The organism is Kribbella hippodromi, assembly GCF_039531045.1.
Lineage (GTDB): Bacteria > Actinomycetota > Actinomycetes > Propionibacteriales > Kribbellaceae > Kribbella > Kribbella hippodromi.
This window is the reverse complement of record NZ_BAAAPH010000003.1, coordinates 43,957-65,846: the sequence shown is the minus strand read 5'-3', so window position 1 is coordinate 65,846 and position 21,890 is coordinate 43,957. Positions and strand designations below refer to the sequence as shown.

Sequence of the window (21,890 nt, the reverse complement as noted above, 5' to 3'; positions counted from 1 at the left end):
GCCGACGGAACCAGGTACCGATGGTGGCGGTGCTGCCCCGGAGGTGCTGGAAGCCCGGATTCGCGGTCTGCAGCATGCGCTCGGGCAACTGCTCGAGAACGCGCGCCGGCTGACCCACGGCGAGCACCAGCGCGCGGTCCAGCTGCACCGACACATGCAGGAGCAGACAGCGATCGCCCGGCGCGAGTCACGGGCCTTGGTCGACGCCAAGACCGCTGAGGCGATGTCCGAGGCGGAGCCGAAGGCACGGCTGCTCGCCGATAGGCTCGCACCCGGCCTGGCATCGATCCCGCCGAACGACGCTCGCTGGCGATCCCGGCAACTTGTAGGCGCGGGCGTCCCGGCGTACGTACGCGTCGGGGAGCTGGACGCTGGTACGCCAGTGGTCGCGCCCTTGCTGCGTACGAACGGCTGGAAGGTCACCGCGAGCCGCAACGAGTCCGCGCGCCTGCTGTTGCAGAGTGTCGCGCTACGGCTGATCGCTGCTGCCGAGCCGTTCCGGTTGCGGATCGACGCGTTCGACCCGCGACTGACCGGGATGATGGGGCTGCTCGGTCATCTGACCACCAAGTACCCGCAACTGGTGCCTAGGGCAACGCACACCGCGGAGCAGCTGCACACCGTGCTGTCCGGGCTGGTTGACGTGTCGTCACTGCGTGCCAGTCGGCAGGCGCAGCTGGGGCACGAGCGGTTCGAGGACCTGTTGAAGGAGACCAGTCAGGTCACCGATCCGTACCGGCTGGTCATCCTGTTCGACTACCCGTTCGGCATTGACACGCTGGCCCAGCGGGACCTGCTCCGGCTCGCTGCGACGGCTGGCAAGCGCGGCATCTGCTTCCTGGTGCACTACGACGCGTCGACCTCAGGTGAGCTGGATGTGGACTCCAAGCAGCTGCTGGAGCTACTGGACCCGGTTGTTGTCAGTAACGGCCGCGTTGAGGTCGCCCAACTGCCGCCGGCGAAGCTGGACCCGCCGTTCGACGCGACCGTTGCCACCGGCATCTGTGACGTGATCGCCGAGCAGGCGGAGCTTGCAGTACTCCCGACCATCGACTTCGAACGCACGCTGCCGGACCGCTCCACCTGGTGGCGCCCTGTCAAGGACGAGATCGGTACGGTGATCGGGTACGACGACCGTACGCCCGCCCTGGTCCGGCTGCGCAGTGGCAACCCGGCGCTGCCGCATGTGCTAGTCGGGGGAGCAGTAGGTCAAGGTAAGTCGAACCTGCTGCTGGTTCTGATCCATGGTCTGGCCGCGCGGTATGCGCCCAAGGACCTGGAGATGTACCTACTCGACTTCAAGCATGGTGTGGAGTTCTCAGCCCTCGGTCCGGGGCCGGAGCGGCCGCACTGGCTGCCACAGGTGCGAGTGCTTGGCGTACACAGCGACCGCGCCTTCGGTCTGGCTGTGCTGCGGCACCTGTCCGACGAGCTGGCACGTCGCAGTGAGATCTTCAAGGCGCATGGCAACGTTGCGGACATCGCGGAGCTTCCACCCGGTCCGGAGCGGCCGCCGCGGATCCTGGTCGTACTGGATGAGTTCCAGGTGCTGCTGGAAGACGATGACGAGCTAGCGGACGAGGCGGCGAAGCTCCTGGAGCGGCTGGTACGGCTGGGGCGCGCGTACGGCGTACACGTCGTGCTGGCGACACAGACGATCGAGGGCGTGAAGCGGCTGTCGACGCGGCGGGACTCGATCTTCGGACAAGTGCCGTACCGGATTGCGCTGAAGACGACGCCGGCTGACTCGCAGGCCATTCTGCGCAGTGGGAACACTGCGGCTGCTGAGTTGCAGTTCCGTGGTGAGGCGGTTCTCAATGCGAACTTCGGTTCGCCAGATGACAACCAGCACGTGCTGGTGAGCTTCGCGGACAAGCCAGTGCTTGACTCTTTGCGTCGGGAGCTGTGGGAGACAGCAGGTGACGTACGGCCGCCGCGGGTGTTCCACCTGGCTGAGCCGGCACGGCTGACGGACACTGCGGCCGCGGTGCGGTCCGAGACTGGCCGGCCGTGGACGGGACTGCCGATCGCGGTGACCGAGGAGCCAGTGCAGATCGAGGTACGGCCGGAGCCTGGCGCGGGCGTGCTTGTACTGGGCGACGGCCCGGTGGACGCACTCGGCGTGCTGACCGGACTAGCGGTATCCACCGCGGCGGCTGCGGTGGAGCGACCGCGGTTCGTGTTCATCGATGGCACCAACTCCGCGCCGGCGGTTGCTGAGGGCAAGGACGCGCTGGTACAGGTGCTGCGGCAGCTGGGCTGTGAAGTCGAGACCGTCGACAAGCACGACGACATCGCGCCACGCCTGTTCGTACTGCGCGATGCACTGCGAGCCGGACAGGCCGGTAACACGTACCTGCTCGGGTTCGGCTTCCATGGCGTACCACGGATGCAGGTCCACGCGGAGGGTTTCTTCGAGAGTCCGGCGAACGCACTGCAGGAGATCGTCCGCGACGGTCCGGCCCAGGGGCTCATCACCTTCGGGTGGTGGAATCGGTTGCATGTCTGTACGGAACAACTCGGGTACGGGCGCGCCAATGTCGCGACGCACTTGTTCCTGCGGCATCCACAGGACGGCGTACGAGCTGTGGCCGGTCCGCTGGTGCGCTGGGCGTCGGAACCGCACCGGGCGCTGTTGTGGGACGGTCTGCATCCGGAAGCACAGGTCGTCGTACCGTTCGCTGCGTTGCGGTCGGACGAGGTGGAGCGCGCGGTGGAGTTGGTACGGCGATGAAGACCGAAGAACAGCTGTGGACCGAGTACGCGCGCGCTCTTCGTACTGTCGCGATGGCCAGAGCCGATGCACAACAGGCGCAGGACCGGTTGACCGCGCACAAGACGAAGGCCGAGGCGACTGCGGCGGCCGAAGCTGATGCGATGGCTGAGCGCGGGCAGAAGCTCCAGACCCGGCTGAACGCGCTGGCCGAGAAGGCCGCCGCCAGTCTGCAACGGGCGGGGTTGCCGGCCGAAGGCAAGCGGGCGAACCACACACTGCCGGAGATCCGCGCGCTGAACGACATCGAGACCGTCGCCGCGCGGATCACCAAACAGCTGGCCGAGACAGTCGACCAGCTGGAACAGGTCCGTACGACAGCCCGGACGCTCCAGGAACAGCGCAAGCGGCGTACCATCAGCGCGGTCCTGGCACTGGCCGGGTTCGTACTGGTGTGGGCGATCAGCAGGTCGTTCCTGGCCGCGGTCGAGGCCACGGCGATCGCAGCGGTGACGATGCTGGCCGCGTCGCGGGTGCTGGGCTTGCCGCGGCTACCTGGCGCGCGCTGGTGGGGCTGGGGCGGAGCGGCGCTGGTCTTCGTACTCATGGCCGCCGGTCTGCCATGGTGGCTGGCCATCGCGGTGCCGGTCGTGGTGGCGGGTACGGCGATCGTGCTGCCGAAGAAGCGCAACTAGTTGGGAGTGGGTTGAGGTGTCCGACGTACAGCGGCTCAAGGAACAGCTGCACCAGGTCTCGATGGAGGCCAAGCAGGCAGCCGGTGGGCTGGCCGGGTTCAAACTCCGGTTCACCCAGCACAGCCAGCTGGTGGAGAGCCTGATCGCCGGCACCGCGACCGGTATCGACCGCGACATCACCGAAATCCTCGAAGCCGCCGGCAAAGCAGTGGAACAAGCCGCTGAAGCCCTCGAAATAGCCTCCGCCGGCTGCAAGAACTACGCCGACCAAATCTGAGAATCCGCCCGGGACTTCGCTGATTCTGCGGGGGGTGTGACTGATGCCGTCGGAGCTGCAACGGGTCGCTCGCGGACTGGTCGACTGTTTCGACGAGATCCCGCGGGTGGTCGAACATCTGCAACGCACCGCCGTACGCTGCCGTGAAAACGCGCAGCTCGCGCTCAGCGCATCCCAAGGGCAAGCAACAGTCGCCGCCCAGCAGCTGGACGCCGCCGCCCGCGCCTGCGAGGCCGCCGCGCACTACCTCTCCATGGCCCCACCCAAGTCCCGCGCCTGGGCCGAAGGTCTGGTCGGCGCCGTCGGCCCCTCCACGAACCGCCCCTCCTCCGACTCCGCCAACCGCAACAAAGCAACCGGCGGCACCGGCGACGCCCCCGAACGCGATTCCCAAGGCCGCACCAAACGCCTGACCGCCGGCTACGAGGACCTGGACCTCGAACAAGACGGCGAACCCCCGGTGATCACCGTCGCCCGCAAAGCCTTCGAAAACTACCGCAAGACCCACAAAAAAGACGAAGAACAAGACGACGACCGCCCCGAAGACCTCCTCGAATTCGAAATCACCATCACCGAATCCGAAGAAATAAAATACGAAGAACGCAACAAAAAAGAAGAGGCCGAACGCGAAACCCGCCTGACCGCCGACCACCCCTTCGACCCCGACCCCGCCCTGACCGAAGCCATAAAATCCCTCCTGACCTCAATGTCCCAACCCCCCACCCCCAATTGGACCCACGCCACCCTCACCATCACCCCCACCCACCTCCAAGCCACCTTCGACTACCCAGAAGACACCCCACCAGCCCCGATCACAGCCGACATCCAACTCCCGGATACCTTGCGGCCGACCCAGGACGACTTCAACCCGGCCGTCGACCTCCGGCCGATCGGCAGCGACTTTGCTCCAGGGGTGCATGATCCCGCAGGGCGATTCGTACCGAAGGAACGCGACATCGCGGACCGCCTTGAAGCGGAGGGTTGGCGCATCGACGCGCGGCCGGAGAACCACACCGTTCAGAATCAGAAGAACCCGGATGCGACACTGCGCCGAAGTGGGTCCGACGACGGCGTGGTCGTCGAGTTCAAGACACTGGACCGGGCTTCGTTGTCTGCTGTGAAGCGAAATATCAACAACGCCAGCGACCAGGTGGGCGCCGCCGGCGAAGTCTTCATCGACGGCCGGAAAGTTGATCTCGATGAAGCAATGGCATGGCGGGGATTTCGGATGGCCTGCGGTCAGCCCGGGAAATCCGTGGATGCGATTGTTCATGTCATTCTCGGTGATGGACGAATGGTCACCTTCAGGAAGGGGCAGTGATGTCGACGAGTGACAACGTGTTTGTGGCTGTGGATGAGTCTGTTGGGGTGGTTGCTGGGTGGTTGGGGGAGGTGCTGGGGCTGGAAGCGGTCGTGGGGGCTGAGGTTGGTGAGGATGAGCGGTTGTTCCGGCGGCCGGCGCGGGCCGGGGATGGTGTGGTGCGGGTGGTGGTTCGTCGGAATGGGTTCGCGATGGTTGAGCCCGAGCCTGACGAGGTGCAGGCGATCGATCGGTATGCGGTGGATCTTGATGTGTCGCTGGTCGGTCTGAAGGACGAGGCGTGGCAGTTGCGCGAGACCGAGGCGATCTTCGGCGATCTGGTGGCTGCGCGGCCGGACGTGCCCGCGCTGCTCGTACACAACCTCGACACGTTGATGAAGGCACATCTGCCCGGCGCCGGTACGCACACGTTCGATCCGTTGATCACCCCGGACGCGGAAGATCTCGACACGTGGCGCGGCTGGGTCGTCGGTGGCTGACGGGTCATCGCGGGGTGTGGTGCGTCTGGGTGGTGCTGGTACGTCCGCGTTCGCCCGGGCTACACGTGTGTGCCGGCTTGTTGGGCTGGGGTGGGCTGTCCGCTGGCGGGTTGTTTGATCGGTGGTGGGTTGTAGGGGGGCAGTGGGCGTAGAAGGTGTCGGTGGGGGTGGGCTTTGGGGAGTTTGGGGGAATGGCGTCATGAAGGGTGGGGGTGTGCGTCTCTCCTGTGAACCCATCCCCACAGGGAAGTGGAAGTGATGACGTGAAGGGTTGTCTTGCGAGGTCGCTGATGGGAAACGGTGCGCTGCGGTTTCGGGTGCATTGAGATGGCCGACGGTGGTGATCCTGGGCCGGGGCTGGTCTGGGTTGAGCGTCGTCGGGTACGGGTCTGGTTCGGGGACCATGTGGTTGCCGATTACCGGGCCGAGGCTGAGGTGGCGGAGCGGTACGCGGCCGCCATGTCGCGCAGGTTCGCCGGGTTGCGGGTGACGACCGACCCGGTACCGGACCACGATCCGGGGCCCGATCGGGCCTTGCCGGGGGAACGGTTGTGGGAGGTGGCTCCGAAATGAGTTCCCGTCGGTTTCGGTTGATCCGGCATCAGGACGTGTCCGGTGTCAGTGGTACGGGGCCGGTCGCGGAAGGGGTGCAGTTCAGCGACGGTGCGGTGGCGTTGCGCTGGTACGGGGACTATCCGACCACGACTGTCTGGGACGGCATCGATTCGGTCGTCGCGATCCACGGGCACGGCGGGGCGACTGTGATCGAGTGGATGGACCCGGAAGCAGGTCCCGACCCGGAGCTGGAGCTGCCGCCGCCCGAGTCCCTCCCACCGAAACCCTGGCCGGACCTGCACTCCTCCCAACCACCAGAACACACAAGCCAGTCCGAGGCACCGGACCACCACAGCGGGTCCGACGCGTCGGACCCGCAAGACAGGTCCGATTCACCGGACCAGAAGAACAGGTATGGGGCACCGGGCCAGAAGAACAGTTCTGGGGCACCGGGCCAGAGGAACAGGTCTGAGGCACCGGGCCAGCAGGCAAGGTCGGCTTCGGGCAAGGTGCCGGCCAACAGGTCATCGGCACGCTTTTCCGGCAACTACGGCATCGCGCCGCAGGACCCTGATCCGTTGCACTCCGACGGGGAGGCAGGTGGGTACGGCGCGGCGCCGCCGGCCGGCTGGCCTTCCTACCGCGTGTTCCGTTGACCCCCTGATCCGGCGTACCGGTTTCGAACCCCCTCGCGGAGCCGGTGCGCCGACCACAGGTGCGGCGTACACCTGGGCGAGCCGGTGTACGCCGCACCTGACCACACCAGGGCCGTACCTGACCGCACCGGGCGTACTTGACCGCACCGGCCGTAGCTGACCGCACCGGCCGTACCTGACCGCATCAGGTACGCCGTACCCGACCACACCACGTGGCTCCGGCGGCTTGTCAGCGGTAGTCCATCACCGCCAGCAGATCGAGGTTGTAGAAGGTCCCCGGTCCGTCGCACAGCTCCATCATCCGGGCCGAGAACTCACTCGTGTCGGACCGGCCGGAGTTCTCCATCGCCTCCTCGTACGACGCGAACTCGACGATCGCGAAGTACCTGCCGGGTACGTCCCGGTCGGCGCACGCGGTCGTACGCACCGGTGCCGGCCCGTCGTTCGCGGCCATCCGCTTGGTCCGGAACTCCTCCATCAACGTCGCGATCTCGTCCGGTTTCGACGTCCGGTACTCGATGATCTGAACGAAACCAGCCATCTCGGCCCCCTGGGGTTACGGACGCCCACCCCTAGGCGTCCACTGCTTCGACAGTGCTCCCGGATCGCATGCCTGACAAGGCCTCAACCCCCATGGTGACCGGGCGCGGGCACCGCTTCACCCGCCGTCGCCGGCCACTTGCGGGCGCCGCCTGAACGCTGTCGCCGGCCACCCGCCGCCGCGGCCGCTGTCTGCCCTCCGCAGAGGTGCTTGGGAATTGTCGGTGCGGCCTGATTGGCTTGCGGGCATGGAGATTCTGATCCTCGGTGGGACGGCGTGGCTCGGTCGGGAGATTGCCGCGCAGGCGCTGGCGCGTGGGCATTCGGTGACCTGTGTGGCGCGGGGCGAGAGCGGCGAGGTCGCGGCGGGCGCGACTTTGGTGGCCGCGGACCGCAGCCGGCCGGATGCGTACGATGCGGTGCCGCGCCGCGAGTGGGATGCCGTGTTCGAGGTGTCCTGGCAACCGGGGTTCGTGAAGGGTGCGCTGGCCGCGTTCGGCGCGCGGGCCAAGCACTGGACGTACGTGTCGTCGGGGAATGCGTACGAGAAGTTCGACACGCCCGGCGCGGACGAGACCGCGGCGGTGCGGGAGCCGACCGATCAGGACATCGCCGACAAGGAGCAGTACGGCGAGGCGAAGGTCGCTTGTGAGCTCGCGTCGCGTGAGGTGGTCGGGGATCGGCTGGTGATCGCCCGCGCCGGGTTGATCGGCGGGCCGGGGGACACGAGTGATCGGGCCGGTGCGTGGGTCGCGCGCGCGGCGCGGGCGCCGGAAGAGCCACTGCTCGTACCCGACACGCCGGAGCTGGCGTCTTCGGTGATCGACGTCCGTGATCTGGCCGCCTGGTTGCTGGACGGTGCGACCGAGGGGCGGACCGGGACATTCGACACGGTCGGTCCGGTGGTGCCGTTCGGCGAGTGGATCGAGCTGGCGCGCGAGGTGGGCGGCCACACTGGCCCGGTAGTGCTTGCGCCGCAGAAATGGCTCGAGGACCAGAAGGTCGAGCAGTACATGGGTCCGGAATCGCTCGCGATGTGGATCACCGAGCCCGGGTACGAGGGCTGGTCGTCGCGGAGCGGTGCGGCGGCCGCGGCGGCGGGGCTGACGCATCGGCCGCGACGCGAGTTCCTCGAGGATGTGCTCGCGTGGGAGCGGGAGCTCGGCCTGGACCGCGAGCGCCGCGCCGGGCTGAGCGCGGCGAAGGAGAAGGAGTTGATCGAGTCACTGAAGGCGTAGAAGAGTGGGCGCATGCGCCTGGTATTGATGTGAGGGCATCTGGGGACCCTGCGCCTACTGCGGGGCACTCGGCACGGCACCTCGCCGCACGGGAGGAAAGGCCACGATGAAACCACATCGAGGCCTCCCCTCCCGCGCACCGAGCTACCGCACCGAGCACCTCCTCGCTACGGCCCAGAGTCCCCAGATACCCTCCCGGACACTCATCTGCCTGTGTGGGCGAAGAGGTTGCCGGAGCCGGTTTGGGCTGCGGTCGAGCTGGCCGACGTTGTCATCCATACTGGGGACTGGGTGAGCGTCGCGCTGCTGGACGAGCTGGAAGCGCGGTCGCGGCGGCTGATCGGCTGCTGGGGCAACAACGATGGTCCCGAGCTGCGATCACGCCTGCCTGAGGTGGCGCGGGTGACGCTCGAGGGGCTGTCGGTTGCCGTGGTGCATGAGACCGGTACGGCGAAAGGCCGCGAAGAACGCTGCGAGCGGGCGTACCCGGGTGTCGATGTACTGGTGTTCGGGCACAGCCACATCCCGTGGGACACCACCAGCCCGGGCGGACTGCGGTTGCTGAACCCTGGATCACCGACGGACCGCCGCCGGCAGCCGTACTGCACCTACCAGACCGCGACGATCACCGCCGGCCGTCTCGAACAAGTTGCCTTGCACAACCTGTAGACGGTCGTTGCGTCTTGCAACAACTGATCCGGCCGGGCGAGCAGGACCAATGCCGTACCACCGAGTTACGGCGTGCCCCGCTCACCCGAACCGATCAGCGCTGTGGGTCAGGCGTTCGCTGCTTCCTTGACCCGGGTCTTGAGGCGATCGCGGACCTCTTCCGGTGTGTACGCCCGGCGCTTCCGCTCGCCCCGCGCGACCACAACGCCCGTAGCGGCCACGCCGACGAGCCCCGCAAGCCCTACCACCTTCCATACCTTCATGACGACTAACCTAGCGACGTGAACACCCGGATTTCACTGGATGACGCTACGGAACTGACACGAACAGGTGACATTTGGCTGTTCCGCGGCGGTAGCGCGGCGGATCGCGCGATCCAGCTGACCACCAACAGCCCGGTCAACCACGTCGGGATGGCGATCGTCGTCGAGGACCTGCCGCCGCTGATGTGGCACGCCGAGCTGGGCCGATCGCTGCCGGATATGTGGACAGGGACTCATCATCGCGGCGTGCAACTCCACGACCTGCGCGATGCGGTGCTTGTCTGGGGCCGCAAGTACGGTCAGCACGCGTGGCTTCGGCAGCTCGATCACACGGTCACGCGGGCGATGGAGGACGCGGTTCTGCAGACGGTGGCGCGCCTCGACGGTACGCCCTTCCCCTCGACCGCACGGCTCGCTTCGCGCTGGGTACGCGGCCGGGTGCCGGCGTTCCGGAAGGGCAACCGCGAACTGGAGCTCGAGTCGGCGTACTGCGCTGAGGTGGTCGCGGTGACGTACGAGGCGATGGGGCTGCTGCACGGGCGGCGGCCGAACTGGTACGACCCGGGCCGGTTCTGGAGCGGTGATGAGCTTCAGCTGGAGCACGGCGCGAAACTGGGCGCGGAAATCGCCGTGGACCTGCCGATCGAGTCGCCGGCCGACTCCGGAGCTGAGCAGGCAATGGAGCGGCCGGACAGCTGACGGCACGGAAAGTGTCGGCGGCGTGTGATTGGGTTGTTCCAGTCGGTCAGCAAGCCGGAGGAGGCCCGGATGTACGCCGTCATCGACACCGAGACGACTGGTCTGTCGCCGAGCCATCGGCACCGGGTCATCGAGATCGCGGTCGTGCTGCTGGATGCGCGCGGACAGGTCGAGCGTGAGTGGGTCACGCTGCTGAATCCGCAACGTGATCTGGGGCCGCAGCACATCCACGGCATCCTGACCGCCGACGTGCTGGCGGCGCCGGAGTTCGGCGACATCGCGGCGCAGCTGGCGGAGCTGCTGGCCGGGCGGATGGTTGTCGGGCACAACGTCGAGTTCGATCTCGGGTTCCTGCGGGCGGAGTTCGCGCGGCTCGGAGTGGTGGTGCCGCTGATCACCGAGCGGTCGATGTGCACGATGGCGCTGGCCGGCTATTTGTATCCCGGGGCAAAGCGGACGTTGGGCGCGTGCTGCGCGGCGGCCGGGATCTCGATCGAGGGTTGGCACTCCGCGCTCGCGGACACCCGCGCCACGGCGGAGCTGTTCGGCTCGTATCTACAGGCGTTTCCGTCGCCGCCACCCTGGCAATGGGCGTACGAGGAGGTTCGGCAACTGCCCTGGCCGGTGTTGCCGCGTACGGGCGTCGCGCCGACCGTGCGCCCGGTGCATGCGGGTGGGCGGCACGGATGGATGAGTCGACTCGTCGACCAGTTGCCCCGCGTGCCGGAGCCGCCGCAAGCCGACTCGTACTTGGTGTTGCTCGACACGATCCTGGCGAACCGGGAGATCACCGCCGCTGACGCCGACCAGTTGGTGCAGGTCGCGACCGAGCTTGGGTTGACGCGATCGCAGGTGGAGAGTTTGCACCGGTGGTACGTGGCCGCGTTGGCGACTGCTTCGTATGCGGATGGGACTGTGACGGCGGATCAGCGCAAGGATCTTGACCAGGTCGCTGTGATGTTGGGGCGTGGTGCGGCGGATGTTGACGATGCGCTGGTGCGGGTGAGTGGCGGGGCGTATGTCGTACCGGATCGTCCGGGGGCGCGGGGGTTTCCGGCGGGGAGCACGTTGGTGTTCACCGGGGACATGGTCGAGGCCCGCGAGGTTTGGTGGGACCGTGCGGTGGCGGCGGGTTTCGTACCGCAGGAGGCGGTGCGACCCGAGACCACGTTTGTGGTTGCCGCGGACGTCGACAGTCTCTCGGTCAAGGCCCGAGCGGCGCGGGAGCTCGGTGTCCCGATCATCTCCACCGACGACTTCCGCCGTCTATTGCCTGCCCCCGAACGCAAAGCGGGCTGAGTTTCCGTCGGTGCAGCCGCGCAGGGCACCACTCACCCAGCTGGGTGGGTGAGTGGTGCTGTGCGATCAGGAGTCCCAGATCGGGCCCAGTGCCGGAATTCCCCGGCTCTCCAGGCCGTGCACGACCGACCAGGTCACCTTCTTGTTCGACACGCAGATCACGGCTTCGGAACCCGACGACCGGTAGGCCGAGTAGGCGAGTTCCACCATGTCCGGCTTGCCGTTGGCGTCGGTGTCCCAGATCAGGGTGCCGGGTGCGGCCGTCAGGATCTCGTCGACCAGTTCTTGGCCGTAGGTCTTGACCGGATCACGGGTCACCCAGACCAGCTGGTGCGGTACCCGGTCGGCCAGGACATGCGCCAGCACGGGGCCGATGCCGCTCCCGGTCACGATGTAGACCACCTTCCGGAAGACCGTGCCGTAGTTCGCCATCCCGGCGGTCGGGACGCCCCGGACCCACAGGTGCGAAGGTGGGTTGTCGATGAACTCCCCGGTCCAGTCGCCGGCCCGGGACACTGCCATCCGGAACCCCGGCGCATTCGGGGTCGGGACCACCGCGAAGCTGTGCCATTGCCGCAGCGCATGCCGCGAGATCGAGCGGGTTGTTCCGGCCATCGGCCGCCGCCCGGCAGCCTGGACCAGCGCCACGTGCGACGACGGACGGGTGATCTCGACCGGAATCCGGCGCAGCAGCAGCCACGGCAGCAGCGAGCTGGCGGTCGTCACCACGAGCACCCAGATAGTCGGCGTACTGATGATTGCCTCCGGCAACGAGTCGCCGTCGGCGGTCTCGTCGGCGAGCAGCACCGCCCCGCTCCAGAACAGCGTCGACAAGGTCCACCCGCCGAACCGGTGCATGCGCTCGAACAGGTCGTGCCGCTTGGCCCGGAACTTCGGTCGCGAGGTGAACACGATCGCCAGCAGCAGGAGCGCCTGCGCGTAGTAGATCACCAGTACCGGCAAGCCCACCCGCCCGGTGGCGACGACAGTCAGGCCTACGAACCACAGAGTCCCGCAGATTGCGCCGCCGACATGCAAGCCACCCAGGTGGTAGCCCTTGGCCAGCGCCCAGCGCAGCCGCAGCGGCCAGGACTTGGGTACGGTCATCACCAGCCGCGAGAGCGCGTTCACGAAGAACTGCTGGCGAATGAGAACTCCCAGGGCGAAGTTCAGCTGAGCTACCAGGGCGACATGCCCGACCGTGGCCCACCAGTGCTGTGCGAGGCCGTAGCCGAACACCACCGAGTTGACCAGCAGAACCGTCAGGATCAGCCGGTTGCTCTGCATCAGCCGAGGGTGCTTCCAGGCCCGCCGCCACCTCGGCAGCCTCTCCGGCAACCCGCCAGCCGGCAACCCGACGGCAGACGGCAGGACCGCAGATGGCAGCGGCGCTACCGGGCCGAGCGACGCGGCCTGCCCGAGTGGCGCTGGCGCGCCGGGGTCACCCGGCGGACGGCGTGCCTCGTGCGGTGACGCTGCGGGTGTCCGCAAGCTGTCCGGCAGCACGCCGGGTCCCCGGAGCCTGGTACGTCCGAGGGGTTCCCGTTGCTGCGTCCGTGCGATCGGTCGACCAGTAGGGTCCAGCCGCCGTCCGGTACGGCACTCCGCCTTGCTGTCCTTGTTCTTACCCCTGTCGCGCCGAACCGGCGCACGCGTGCGTAACCCACCCATGACGAATCCCCCTGAGAACGTGTGAATGCGTCGGCCTCATCCCGACGCCGCCCCGGTTACCGAATGCCACCAACGACCGCTGGTGAACGGCCGGCTTGTGTGTCAGCCTCGCGCCGGCCCGTGTAACCGTTTGGCGCCTGTTGAGACGCCGCCTCACCCGTTCCGGGTTGAGCGGTCACCGTGTGTTGGTACTCACTGCAACCAAACGCTCGACTCAGGTGTCATCCCGGCGGGACCGGGTCAGACCGCCGGGGGTTGGAGGTCGGCAGGAGTGAGCAGGGAGTGAAGAGTGAGGCCGGCTTCAATTAGTGGGGCTGGGGTGGTGGGGTTGCGGTTGATGACGCAGAGGGCGTCGGTGATGGTGGCACCCAGGGCGCGGAGGTCCGTGGTGGACAGGACGACTTGGCCGCCGGTGGTGATGACGTCTTCGACGATCGTGACTCGGCGGCCTGAGGTTTCGGCGCCTTCGGCCAGGCGGGCGGTGCCGTACGGCTTGGCCTGCTTGCGCACGAACGCGCAGGGGAGACCGGTGTGGCGGCTGAGCGCGGTCACCACCGGGATGCCGCCCATCTCCAGTCCGGCCAGCACCTCGGTGCCGGCCGGTACCAACGGGACCATCGCGGCGGCGACTTCGTCCAGGAGTACTGGGTCGGCCTCAAAGCGGTACTTGTCGAAGTAGTGCGAGGTCGTCTGCCCGGAGCGAAGTACGAACTCCCCAGTCAGATATGCCGTCGCGTAAATCCGCCGCCCCAACTCCGCAAGCTCCACACCCAGCACCCTATCCACACCCGCCGACCGGGCGGCTGGGTACGCCGGGTTAGTTGTCTTCGTCCGGGGCGGGTTCCACCTCGAAGCGGAGTTGTTTGCCGGAGCGGATTCGTTCGATCGCGGCCAGGCAGGCCGGCTCGCTCATCTGGACGCCGATCTCGCCGAGTTTGTGCCGGAGGATGCGGGCCGCGTCTTCGGCGGAGCGGGCGCTGGACTGGTTGATCGCCTCGATCGTGGTCGCGGTCAGCTTCTCGCGGATGTCCGGGTGGGCCTGGTGGATCTCATGCGTGATCTGGAACTCGGTCATCGCGACTCGCTCTCCCTTGTCCTCCGCGGGCCGGTGGATGGCATCAGCCTATTGGGTACCCATGGGTCAGTTGAGTACGCGCTGCACGAAGGTTTCCAGGCGGGTCGCGAGCCGTTCGGCGCGCACCTCGGGGGTCGCGGTGTCGCCCTGCGGTACGTCGAGGTCCTTCAGGCCGCGGATGTACAGCGAGCAGGCAAGATCGGCGCAGATGTACGTACCGACCGTGTTGCCCTCCCGGCCGGCCTTGCCCGCGCGGCGCGCGACGAACAGCGCGATGTCGCTGACGTGATGCGCGGTGTTGCACAGGTCGCACAGCCCGGCGAACCGGCGGGCCGCGCCGGTGGACTGGGTGCTGACCGCGATCCCGGTCACGCTGTCCTCGCGGCGCACCACCAGGTAACCGCGGTTCGGCGCCTTCGGGTCGCGCCAGCCGAGGAAGTCCAGCGACTCCCAGGGCAGTTCCGCGTACCCCAGCGGCAGCGTCAGCGCCTTGACCTGGCTCTTGGACGAGTTGACGATCGAGCGCCTGATCTCGTCAGCGCTGAGCGGTTCCACGACGGTCCTCCGATTCTTCGACGACCATCACACCTGCTGCCGTACCGTCCGCGCAACCGATTAACTCGGTTGCTGTCGGCAACAGTCAGCTGTGGGCAACGGTCAGCTGTCGGCGTACGGGTGTGTGCGGGTGCCGTCATGGTTGCGCAGATCGACGCCGAAGTCGACCAGCGCCTTCAGCCGGAGCAGCAGCGCGACCACCTCGACGCAGTCGGCCGGGTCGTCGGACTCCAGGGTGAGGTCGGTGCCGCCGCCTTCGGCAGGGGTGAGGGTGAAGGTGAGCGTGCGGCCGAAGTACCGGAGCCGGTACCGCCGGTCCTGGACGGCGTCGTCGATCCGGCTGTTGTCGGTCCGCCCGTCCGCGAGCCGGAAGGCGATCACCCCGTCGGCCTCGGGCGCCGCGTCGGCCCAGAACCGCTCGCGCCCGTTCGCCGTACTCACCGCCCGGTACACGTCACTCGGCGCCGACGCGCAGAACACCTTTCGCTGCACAACCCCCACCCTCCTGAGAACCGCAAGGTCTAGACCATTCTCCGGGCTGCAGAGGTTCATCGTTGGAAAACGCCGGTGGTGGGGTGGACATCCGGGGCAGGAAGGTGAAATCTGTACTGTGAAAAGTTCAACTAATCAGCTGGAGGAATCCGCGATGGCCAACGAGTACGCCGCACTGTCCGGCGACTACACGCTCGACCCGGCGCACACCCGGGTCGGGTTCGTCGCGCGGCACGCGATGGTGACGAAGGTGCGGGGCGCGTTCGACGAGTTCGAGGGGTCGTTCCACGTCGACGGGGAGAACCCGGCGAACTCGTCCGGCCGGGTGACGATCCAGGCGAAGAGCATCAACACCCGCAACAGCCAGCGCGACGACCACCTGCGCAGCAACGACTTCCTGTCGATGGACGAGCACCCGGAGATCACTTTCGTGTCGACCGCGGTCAAGCAGACCGGTGACGCGGAGTTCGTGGTGAGTGGGGACCTGACGATTCGTGGGGTGACGAAGGCGGTCGAGGTCGGGTTCGAGTACACGGGCACGGCGACTGACCCGTTCGGTAACCAGCGGCTGGGGCTGGAGGGCTCGGTGGTGATCAATCGCAAGGACTTCGGCGTCAGCTGGAACGCGGCGCTGGAGGGCGGCGGCGTTCTCGTCAGCGAGAAGGTCACGCTGGAGCTCGAGGTCTCCGCGATCAAGTCCGTCTGAACGCTTAGCTGCAAGACCTGCAGCTCGACAGTACGTATACGCCCACCGGCACACCCACCCCGCCTGGAGTCGCGCTCCGGGAGCTGGCAGTGGCCGCATACGTACTGTCGAGCTGCCGAATGATGGTGTTGGGCGTGGGGTGGTGGTGCGTGGTCAGGCGTGGCGGGTGGTTTGGTGGAGGAGGGCTTCTACTGCTTGGTGGAGTTCTTCGTCGTGGTGGGGGCCGGACCAGACCACGATGCGGCCGCGGTCGCCCAGCTTGGTGGTGATCAGGTCGCGGGCCGGCGACGGGTCGCCTTGGTTGACGAGTACGAGCAGGCGGCGGCCGTCTCGTTGCAGCCGGTCCAGGAGCGGCGGGAGAGTCGAGCCGCGGAACAGGCCGGGATCGCTCTTCACCTTCGTCTCGATCATCACGCCGCGGCCGCGGACGACGAGCAGGAAGTCGGCGCGGTCGCGGGTGAATTCGCGATCGTGGTAGATCCGCGCTTTGGGCCACAGTCGTTGCAGTGCGGCGTCGACCTCGGCGTCGTACTGCGCGGCCAGTCTGCTGACGCGCGAGCTGGTCGCGCGGAACGGTTGCGGCGTCCGCCGGCCACCGATCCAGGTCGGCAACCAGCGGCGGATATCCGTGTCGATCATTCGTCGGACCCCTCGACCTAGCCGGCACTCATCGAGAGTGTCCCCGCGCCGAGGAGCTGAAACCCGCCAACCCCGCAATCGTGATCCCACCGCCACAAACCTGAAAACAGACAGCACCCAGCTCGACAACTCGGCGCCGGGGAATGCGCGGTTGTGGGTGTTGGGGTGGGTAGGCGGGCGGCGTGTGTGCGAGGGGCGGGCGGCTGCGGGTCAGCAGTCGGCTGGGGTGGTGGTGCCGCCGTCGACGATCCAGTGGGATTGCTGGGGGAGGACGCGCATCTGGTCCAGCCAGCGGGTCGGGGTGGTGTTGGGGAGGACGGCGTGGCCGCGGCTGTTCACGGTGCGGGCGGCGGTGGTGTCGTAGCAGGCGCTGACGAGGACGCCGTTCGACGCGAGCGTGCGCTTCGCCCAGAGCACCTTGGTGGTGCCGGTGTTGTGCAGTTTCTTGGTACGGAAGTACCTGGCCTGCACGCTGATCGCCTGGTACATCTTCGGCGTCATCACCGGCTCCAGCTGCTTCGTACGGCTGCCGCCGCTGCGCATCATCACGTCCAGCGCGACCCGGTACGTGTAGTACGCGTTCACCACCGGGTCGTCGGAGCCGGCTTCTTCGGCGAGTGTGGTGGGCTTGGCGGCCCGGTGGGCGGCGGGTGCCGCGGCGGCGACGCCGTCGGTGCCGCAGCCGGTCAGCAGCGTGATCGGGAGGAGCGTGGCGGTCAGCGCCAGGTTCCGCATGCGCATGGTGTCTGAGCCTCCTGTTGACGCGGCCGTGCCGCTTGCGCCGACGGCACCCACAGGATGTTTCCGCGAGCCGTGCACACCGTCCGGCACTGACCGTGTAACGTCAGCCAACGCATCGTGGTCACTGTGACCTGAATCACAGCCACCCCCTACCGGGGTACTGGATCGAGGTTCGCTCCCTGGCTGGAGGCGACGCCGGCCGCCGATTCCTAGTCTCGATCTCAGGACTTGAGACTCGGAGGAGACCACGATGACGGACACGCTCACCCGCCACCAGGCGGAAGCCAAAGAGGGCTGGCGTCGATCCCTGGCGTACGCCGCGTTGCTGACCCCGGTGAGCCTGCAGACCATGCTCGGCAACCCAGCCGACGCCGGCCGCCGCTGGCAACACCTGGCACGCACCAGACCCGCCGGCGCGGGCACACTGGCCAGCCCAGCCAAGGTGTACGGGTACGGCGTCATCAGCGCCCTACTCGGCCTCACCAGCTGGTTCCTGCTGTTCCTCAGCGGCCTGGCAGTGGTACGCGGACCGTTCTGGGGCTTCGTGGAGCACGGAGCGGTCGAACCAGGCACTTGGGGCGGACCATCGCGCGCTGGAGCCTGGGCAGTACATGGCGCGGTTGCCGTACCGGCCGTCCTGCTCTTCCTGCTCTTGCTCCGCGGACTCACCGCACTGCAGCGGATGCTGGTCCGCCCCCTGTACGGACAGCCGGCGCGCTGGTGGGTGCTCCCGGCAACGATTCTGCTGGCCGCCGGCAGCGCACTGTTCTTCTGGGCCTGGCTACAACAGCTGTGACGACTAGGGTCCACTTGTGACCACTGAACAGCCAGCACCACACACCTGGCCGCACGGCCGCTGGGCGTGGATCGCCGGACTAGGTGTCGCGGCACTACTGGTACTGACTGTGCTGGATCTAGCTCAGCACTACGAAGTACAGCTAGGAGCCGTACTGGCGCTCGCGATCGCACGGGCGCTGGCGCTGTCACTGGCCTGGCTGCAGCCGCGGACCGCCGTTGTCGTCTCCCTGATCACCACTGCAGTCACCGCAGCAGTCACAACACCAGTCAGTACGAGCGAACCCTGGCCCTGGGGTACGACGGCAGCGTTCGGCCACTCCATCGTCGTCGCAATCGCGGCTGCCCGCGGAGTGGGACGCCGTGAGCTCATCGGCTGGTGGATCGCCACGCAGGCGCTGGGCGTAGTCGCGACCGCAGCAGCACCTGACAAGGGCGACTGGCGCAGTCTACTGACCATGGCGGTGCTGTCCGCCGTTGCGGTGGTGCTGGGTGCGCTGATCCACTCCCGGGCCGAGACGAACAAGCGGCTGGCCGAACAGGAGACGATCAGCCAGGCCGAGCGTGCGGAGCGGGAGCGGCTACAAGAGCGAGCCCGCATCGCGCGTGAACTGCACGACGTCGTCGCACACCACCTGTCTGTCGTAGTGGTCCGTGCAGACAGCGCACCACACCGGCTGCCGGCTGTACCCGATGAAGTCAGTGCGGAGTTCAGTGGCATCGCCGATGAGGCCAGGGCCTCGCTCACGGAGATGCGGCGCGTACTGCGACTGCTACGCGAGCCAGTCCAGCAACCGACGCTGGGACCACAACCGGGGCTGGACCAGCTGGTCGAGCTAGTGGAGGGCACTCGACGCGCCGGAGCAGACGTACGGCTAGTAGGTGACGTACCGAGTGGCGTCAACCAGTCCATCGAGCTGACCGCGTACCGGGTGGTTCAGGAAGGACTCAGCAACGCCGTACGCCATGCACTGCACTCAACCATCGACGTGTCGGTCGAGCGGATAGGTGATCAGCTGGAGGTGAGAGTGCGGAACGGCAAGCCACCGCGGCCCGTCGCGCCGGCGCCAGGGAGCGGGCACGGTCTGACCGGGATGCGCGAGCGAGTAGCGCTGGTCGACGGCACAGTCAGCACCGGACCGACCTCAGAGGGCGGCTACTTGGTTCAGGTATACCTACCGGTCACGGAGGAGGTGGCGAGTGGCGATCACGGTCATGGTGGTTGACGACCAGGAGATGGTCCGCGCCGGCTTCAGTGCACTGCTCGACGCGCAGCCGGACCTAAAGGTGGTCGGACAGGCCGGTGACGGTGCGCAGGCGGTCGAGCTGGCGGCCGTGGTCAAACCGGACGTGATCTTGATGGACGTACGGATGCCCGTACTGGACGGACTGGCCGCGACCAAACGCATCCTCTCCGGTACGCAACCAGGTGAGCCGCCGCGGATCGTGATGCTGACGACCTTCGATCTGGACGACTACGTGTACGCCGCGCTCCGCGCCGGTGCGAGCGGCTTCCTCCTGAAGCACTCCACCCCAGACGAACTGGCCGCTGCGGTACGGGTCGTTGCGGCCGGAGATGCACTACTCGCACCGTCAGTCACCCGCCGGCTGGTGGAGGATCTTGCCCGGTCGCAGCCGGTCGTACCGATCACTCCGGCGCAGCTGACGCCGCGGGAGACCGATGTACTGCGGCTCGTCGCCCGTGGACTGTCCAACAAGCAGATCGCGGCGGAGCTCGTACTGGCGGAGCAGACCGTGAAGACGCATGTCAGCAACATCCTCACCAAGCTGGACCTCCGTGACCGCGCACAGGCAGTCGTGTACGCGTACGAGGCCGGTGTAGTGGTGCCCGGACCGAGACAATGACACGAGACATTGCCACGAGACAATGACACGAAGCACTGACACAGTAGGCGGATGGACGTCCTGGAACGCGTACGCGGACTGTGTCTCGCCCTGCCCGAGGTGACCGAACGGCTGAGTCACGGTGAGCCCACCTGGTTCATTCGGGACAAGAAGACGTTCGTGATGTACGCCAACCACCACCACGACGACCGTCTCGGTGTGTGGATGGCTGCGCTTCCGGGCCTGCAGGAGTCGCTGGTGGCCGAGGACCCGGAGCACTTCTACCGGCCGCCGTACGTCGGTCACCGCGGCTGGCTCGGCGTGTACCTGGACGTCGACGTGGACTGGGGGCACTTCGAGGACCTGGTCGAAGGCGCCTACCGCCAGATCGCCCCCAAGACCCTGATCGCCCAGCTGGACCAGTCCTGACAATTGGTTGGACCAGCCCTGACGAGTGGTTGGGCAAGCCCTTATAGGGTGACGCAGTGGGCAAGGGTGAAGGTGGACCGGTCGGTCAGCGGCTGGCGATCGCGCTGGCATTCGGGAGTTCGGCCGCTGTCATGGTGCTGGAGCTCGTGTCGCTCCGGTTGGTGGCGCCGTACATCGGTCTGACGCTGGAGACGAACACCGCGGTCATCGGTGTCGCTCTGGCGGCGATCGCGACGGGTGCGGCGCTCGGTGGGAAGTTCGCGGACGTCATGCCGCCGGAGCGGTCGCTCGGCCCGCTGATGCTGTTCAGCGGTGCATTGGTGATGGTCATCCTCCCAGTGGTCCGCTGGAGCGGTGAGGCGTTCCGCGGCGGCGCTAACGAGCTCATCTTCCTCGTACTCGCAATCACCCTGTTCGCACCCGCCGCACTGCTCGCTGCGGTCACACCCATGGTGACGAAGCTACGGCTGGCATCACTCGCCAAGACCGGCACAGTGGTCGGCAGACTGTCCGCGTACGCCACTGTCGGCGGCATCGTCGGCACTGTGCTCACCGGCTTCCTGTTCGTTGCCACTGTGCCGATCAGCACGATCGTCCTCACCCTGGGCGCTGTACTGGTCGTAGTAGGCGCCGCACTGACGTTCCTGTTGCGCGGTGTGCAGGCAGCGGTCAAACCGGTCGCCCTCGCCGTCATCGGTGCGACGCTGACCCTCGTGGCGCCGCGACCGTGCGAAGTGGAGACGGCGTACCACTGCGCTCGGGTAGTAGCTGACCCGAACCGGGACGGTGGCCGGACGCTGTACCTCGACCAGGCACGCCACTCGTACGTTGACTTGAACGACCCGACCCATCTGGAGTTCGAGTACATCAAGAGCTTTGCCGCGGCGATCAACGGCAGCTGGCCGAAGGGACGGCGGCTGGACGCGCTGCATGTCGGTGGCGGCGGTCTGACCATGCCGCGGTACCTGACCGCGACCCGGCCGGGCACCAAGAACCAGGTGTACGAGATCGACCGCGCTGTGGTCGACATCGACAAGCGTGAGCTCGGTGTGAAGACCGGTCCGGACCTGACGGTCACAGTGCAGGACGGGCGGCTCGGCGTACGCTCCGAGGCGACGGACAGCAGCGACCTGGTCATCATGGACGCGTTCAGCGGCCTGTCCGTGCCGTGGCACCTGACGACCCGCGAGCTGGTCAGTGACGTACGGCGCGTACTCCGGCCGGATGGTCTCTACCTGATCAACGTGATCGACCATGGCCAGGCTGCCTTCGCGAAGGCGGAGATCAAGACCGTACAGGCCGTCTTCCCGTACGTTGCGGTGATCGCGCGGAAGGACGAGCTGTCCGGTCAGACCGGCGGCAACTTCGTCGTCCTGGCGTCCGACCAGCCGATCAAGGTGCCTGGGATCTCTGCCCTGCTGGAGCCGAAGATGGCGCTCCAGGACCAGCTGGCCGGCTTCGTCGGCGACGCACCGATCCTGACCGATGACTACGCCCCGGTTGACCAGCTGCTGACGCCGTACAGCGACTGACGCACT

At 67.2% G+C, this 21,890-nt stretch carries 26 protein-coding genes; 17 read left to right on the top strand and 9 right to left on the bottom strand.

Going from position 1 to position 21,890, the window contains the following annotated elements:
• Positions 1-43: 43 nt before the first annotated feature.
• The 7 genes from ABD260_RS05175 (at position 44) to ABD260_RS05145 (ending at position 6,696) form a co-directional block, all read left to right on the top strand.
• A complete protein-coding gene (locus tag ABD260_RS05175) occupies positions 44-2,734 on the top strand; it encodes an FtsK/SpoIIIE domain-containing protein (RefSeq protein ID WP_344232162.1) in 2,691 nt (896 codons plus the stop codon).
• On the top strand, positions 2,731-3,408 hold the full coding sequence (locus tag ABD260_RS05170) for a hypothetical protein (protein WP_344232161.1): 678 nt from the start codon (positions 2,731-2,733) through the stop codon (positions 3,406-3,408). Before ABD260_RS05175 ends, ABD260_RS05170 begins: the two co-directional genes overlap by 4 nt.
• Before the next feature lie 16 nt (positions 3,409-3,424).
• Complete coding sequence (locus ABD260_RS05165; RefSeq protein ID WP_184831033.1) at positions 3,425-3,685, top strand: hypothetical protein; 261 nt, start codon at positions 3,425-3,427, stop codon at positions 3,683-3,685.
• A 43-nt stretch (positions 3,686-3,728) separates the two neighbouring features.
• Positions 3,729-5,006, top strand: a complete 1,278-nt coding sequence (locus ABD260_RS05160; protein ID WP_344232159.1) for a hypothetical protein — start codon at positions 3,729-3,731, stop codon at positions 5,004-5,006.
• Positions 5,006-5,485 carry a hypothetical protein gene (locus tag ABD260_RS05155; protein ID WP_344232157.1) on the top strand — a complete coding sequence of 160 codons (480 nt, stop codon included), beginning with the start codon at positions 5,006-5,008 and terminating at the stop codon, positions 5,483-5,485. Before ABD260_RS05160 ends, ABD260_RS05155 begins: the two co-directional genes overlap by 1 nt.
• Positions 5,486-5,812: 327 nt before the next feature.
• Complete coding sequence (locus tag ABD260_RS05150) at positions 5,813-6,058, top strand: hypothetical protein (protein ID WP_344232156.1); 246 nt, start codon at positions 5,813-5,815, stop codon at positions 6,056-6,058.
• Complete coding sequence (locus ABD260_RS05145; RefSeq protein ID WP_344232155.1) at positions 6,055-6,696, top strand: hypothetical protein; 642 nt, start codon at positions 6,055-6,057, stop codon at positions 6,694-6,696. The genes ABD260_RS05150 and ABD260_RS05145 overlap by 4 nt, the downstream gene beginning before the upstream one ends.
• A 229-nt stretch (positions 6,697-6,925) precedes the next feature.
• On the opposite strand, the gene ABD260_RS05140 is transcribed toward ABD260_RS05145, so the two are convergent.
• The gene (locus tag ABD260_RS05140; protein WP_344232153.1) at positions 6,926-7,237 is read right to left on the bottom strand and encodes a hypothetical protein; all 312 of its coding nucleotides are present in this window, start codon (positions 7,235-7,237) and stop codon (positions 6,926-6,928) included.
• A gap of 247 nt (positions 7,238-7,484) precedes the next feature.
• Here ABD260_RS05140 and ABD260_RS05135 point away from each other — a divergent pair, with 247 nt between their 5' ends.
• Entirely contained in the window at positions 7,485-8,474 is a 990-nt protein-coding gene (locus ABD260_RS05135) for an NAD-dependent epimerase/dehydratase family protein (RefSeq protein ID WP_344232152.1), read from the top strand.
• A 39-nt stretch (positions 8,475-8,513) separates the two neighbouring features.
• Positions 8,514-9,143, top strand: a complete 630-nt coding sequence (locus ABD260_RS05130; RefSeq protein WP_344232498.1) for a metallophosphoesterase family protein — start codon at positions 8,514-8,516, stop codon at positions 9,141-9,143.
• A gap of 107 nt (positions 9,144-9,250) precedes the next feature.
• Here ABD260_RS05130 and ABD260_RS05125 read toward each other — a convergent pair whose 3' ends face one another.
• Entirely contained in the window at positions 9,251-9,406 is a 156-nt protein-coding gene (locus tag ABD260_RS05125) for a hypothetical protein (RefSeq protein ID WP_166677970.1), read from the bottom strand.
• Positions 9,407-9,424: 18 nt separating this feature from the next.
• On the opposite strand from ABD260_RS05125, the gene ABD260_RS05120 reads away from it, so the two are divergent.
• Positions 9,425-10,105, top strand: coding sequence for a hypothetical protein (locus tag ABD260_RS05120; protein WP_344232151.1), 681 nt, complete (start codon positions 9,425-9,427; stop codon positions 10,103-10,105).
• Between the two features lie 24 nt (positions 10,106-10,129).
• The gene (locus tag ABD260_RS05115; RefSeq protein WP_344232150.1) at positions 10,130-11,404 is read left to right on the top strand and encodes an exonuclease domain-containing protein; all 1,275 of its coding nucleotides are present in this window, start codon (positions 10,130-10,132) and stop codon (positions 11,402-11,404) included.
• A 66-nt stretch (positions 11,405-11,470) separates the two neighbouring features.
• On the opposite strand, the gene ABD260_RS05110 is transcribed toward ABD260_RS05115, so the two are convergent.
• From ABD260_RS05110 to ABD260_RS05090, 5 genes are all read right to left on the bottom strand, one after another.
• Positions 11,471-12,691: a ferredoxin reductase domain-containing protein gene (locus ABD260_RS05110; RefSeq protein ID WP_344232149.1), complete on the bottom strand. Its 1,221-nt coding sequence runs from the start codon at positions 12,689-12,691 to the stop codon at positions 11,471-11,473.
• A gap of 624 nt (positions 12,692-13,315) precedes the next feature.
• A complete protein-coding gene (locus tag ABD260_RS05105) occupies positions 13,316-13,843 on the bottom strand; it encodes an orotate phosphoribosyltransferase (RefSeq protein ID WP_344232148.1) in 528 nt (175 codons plus the stop codon).
• A 49-nt stretch (positions 13,844-13,892) separates the two neighbouring features.
• On the bottom strand, positions 13,893-14,150 hold the full coding sequence (locus ABD260_RS05100) for a hypothetical protein (RefSeq protein WP_344232147.1): 258 nt from the start codon (positions 14,148-14,150) through the stop codon (positions 13,893-13,895).
• A 66-nt stretch (positions 14,151-14,216) separates the two neighbouring features.
• Positions 14,217-14,705, bottom strand: a complete 489-nt coding sequence (locus ABD260_RS05095; RefSeq protein ID WP_344232146.1) for an FBP domain-containing protein — start codon at positions 14,703-14,705, stop codon at positions 14,217-14,219.
• Positions 14,706-14,807: 102 nt separating this feature from the next.
• Positions 14,808-15,197, bottom strand: coding sequence for an SRPBCC family protein (locus ABD260_RS05090; RefSeq protein WP_344232145.1), 390 nt, complete (start codon positions 15,195-15,197; stop codon positions 14,808-14,810).
• A 154-nt stretch (positions 15,198-15,351) separates the two neighbouring features.
• On the opposite strand from ABD260_RS05090, the gene ABD260_RS05085 reads away from it, so the two are divergent.
• The gene (locus ABD260_RS05085) at positions 15,352-15,903 is read left to right on the top strand and encodes a YceI family protein (RefSeq protein WP_344232497.1); all 552 of its coding nucleotides are present in this window, start codon (positions 15,352-15,354) and stop codon (positions 15,901-15,903) included.
• Between the two features lie 153 nt (positions 15,904-16,056).
• On the opposite strand, the gene ABD260_RS05080 is transcribed toward ABD260_RS05085, so the two are convergent.
• Both ABD260_RS05080 and ABD260_RS05075 read right to left on the bottom strand, forming a co-directional pair.
• A complete protein-coding gene (locus ABD260_RS05080) occupies positions 16,057-16,542 on the bottom strand; it encodes a hypothetical protein (RefSeq protein WP_344232144.1) in 486 nt (161 codons plus the stop codon).
• A gap of 210 nt (positions 16,543-16,752) precedes the next feature.
• Entirely contained in the window at positions 16,753-17,283 is a 531-nt protein-coding gene (locus tag ABD260_RS05075; protein ID WP_344232143.1) for a hypothetical protein, read from the bottom strand.
• 250 nt (positions 17,284-17,533) lie between these two features.
• Between ABD260_RS05075 and ABD260_RS05070 the strand changes: the two genes are divergently transcribed.
• Genes ABD260_RS05070 through ABD260_RS05050 form a run of 5 tightly spaced genes read left to right on the top strand, consistent with a single transcriptional unit; the run spans position 17,534 to position 21,884 of the window.
• Positions 17,534-18,079: a hypothetical protein gene (locus ABD260_RS05070; protein WP_344232142.1), complete on the top strand. Its 546-nt coding sequence runs from the start codon at positions 17,534-17,536 to the stop codon at positions 18,077-18,079.
• Between the two features lie 16 nt (positions 18,080-18,095).
• The gene (locus tag ABD260_RS05065; RefSeq protein WP_344232141.1) at positions 18,096-19,304 is read left to right on the top strand and encodes a sensor histidine kinase; all 1,209 of its coding nucleotides are present in this window, start codon (positions 18,096-18,098) and stop codon (positions 19,302-19,304) included.
• Entirely contained in the window at positions 19,294-19,944 is a 651-nt protein-coding gene (locus ABD260_RS05060; protein ID WP_486327064.1) for a response regulator, read from the top strand. Before ABD260_RS05065 ends, ABD260_RS05060 begins: the two co-directional genes overlap by 11 nt.
• A gap of 51 nt (positions 19,945-19,995) precedes the next feature.
• A complete protein-coding gene (locus ABD260_RS05055; RefSeq protein WP_344232139.1) occupies positions 19,996-20,352 on the top strand; it encodes an MmcQ/YjbR family DNA-binding protein in 357 nt (118 codons plus the stop codon).
• Between the two features lie 56 nt (positions 20,353-20,408).
• Positions 20,409-21,884, top strand: coding sequence for a fused MFS/spermidine synthase (locus ABD260_RS05050; protein ID WP_344232138.1), 1,476 nt, complete (start codon positions 20,409-20,411; stop codon positions 21,882-21,884).
• Positions 21,885-21,890: the final 6 nt, after the last annotated feature.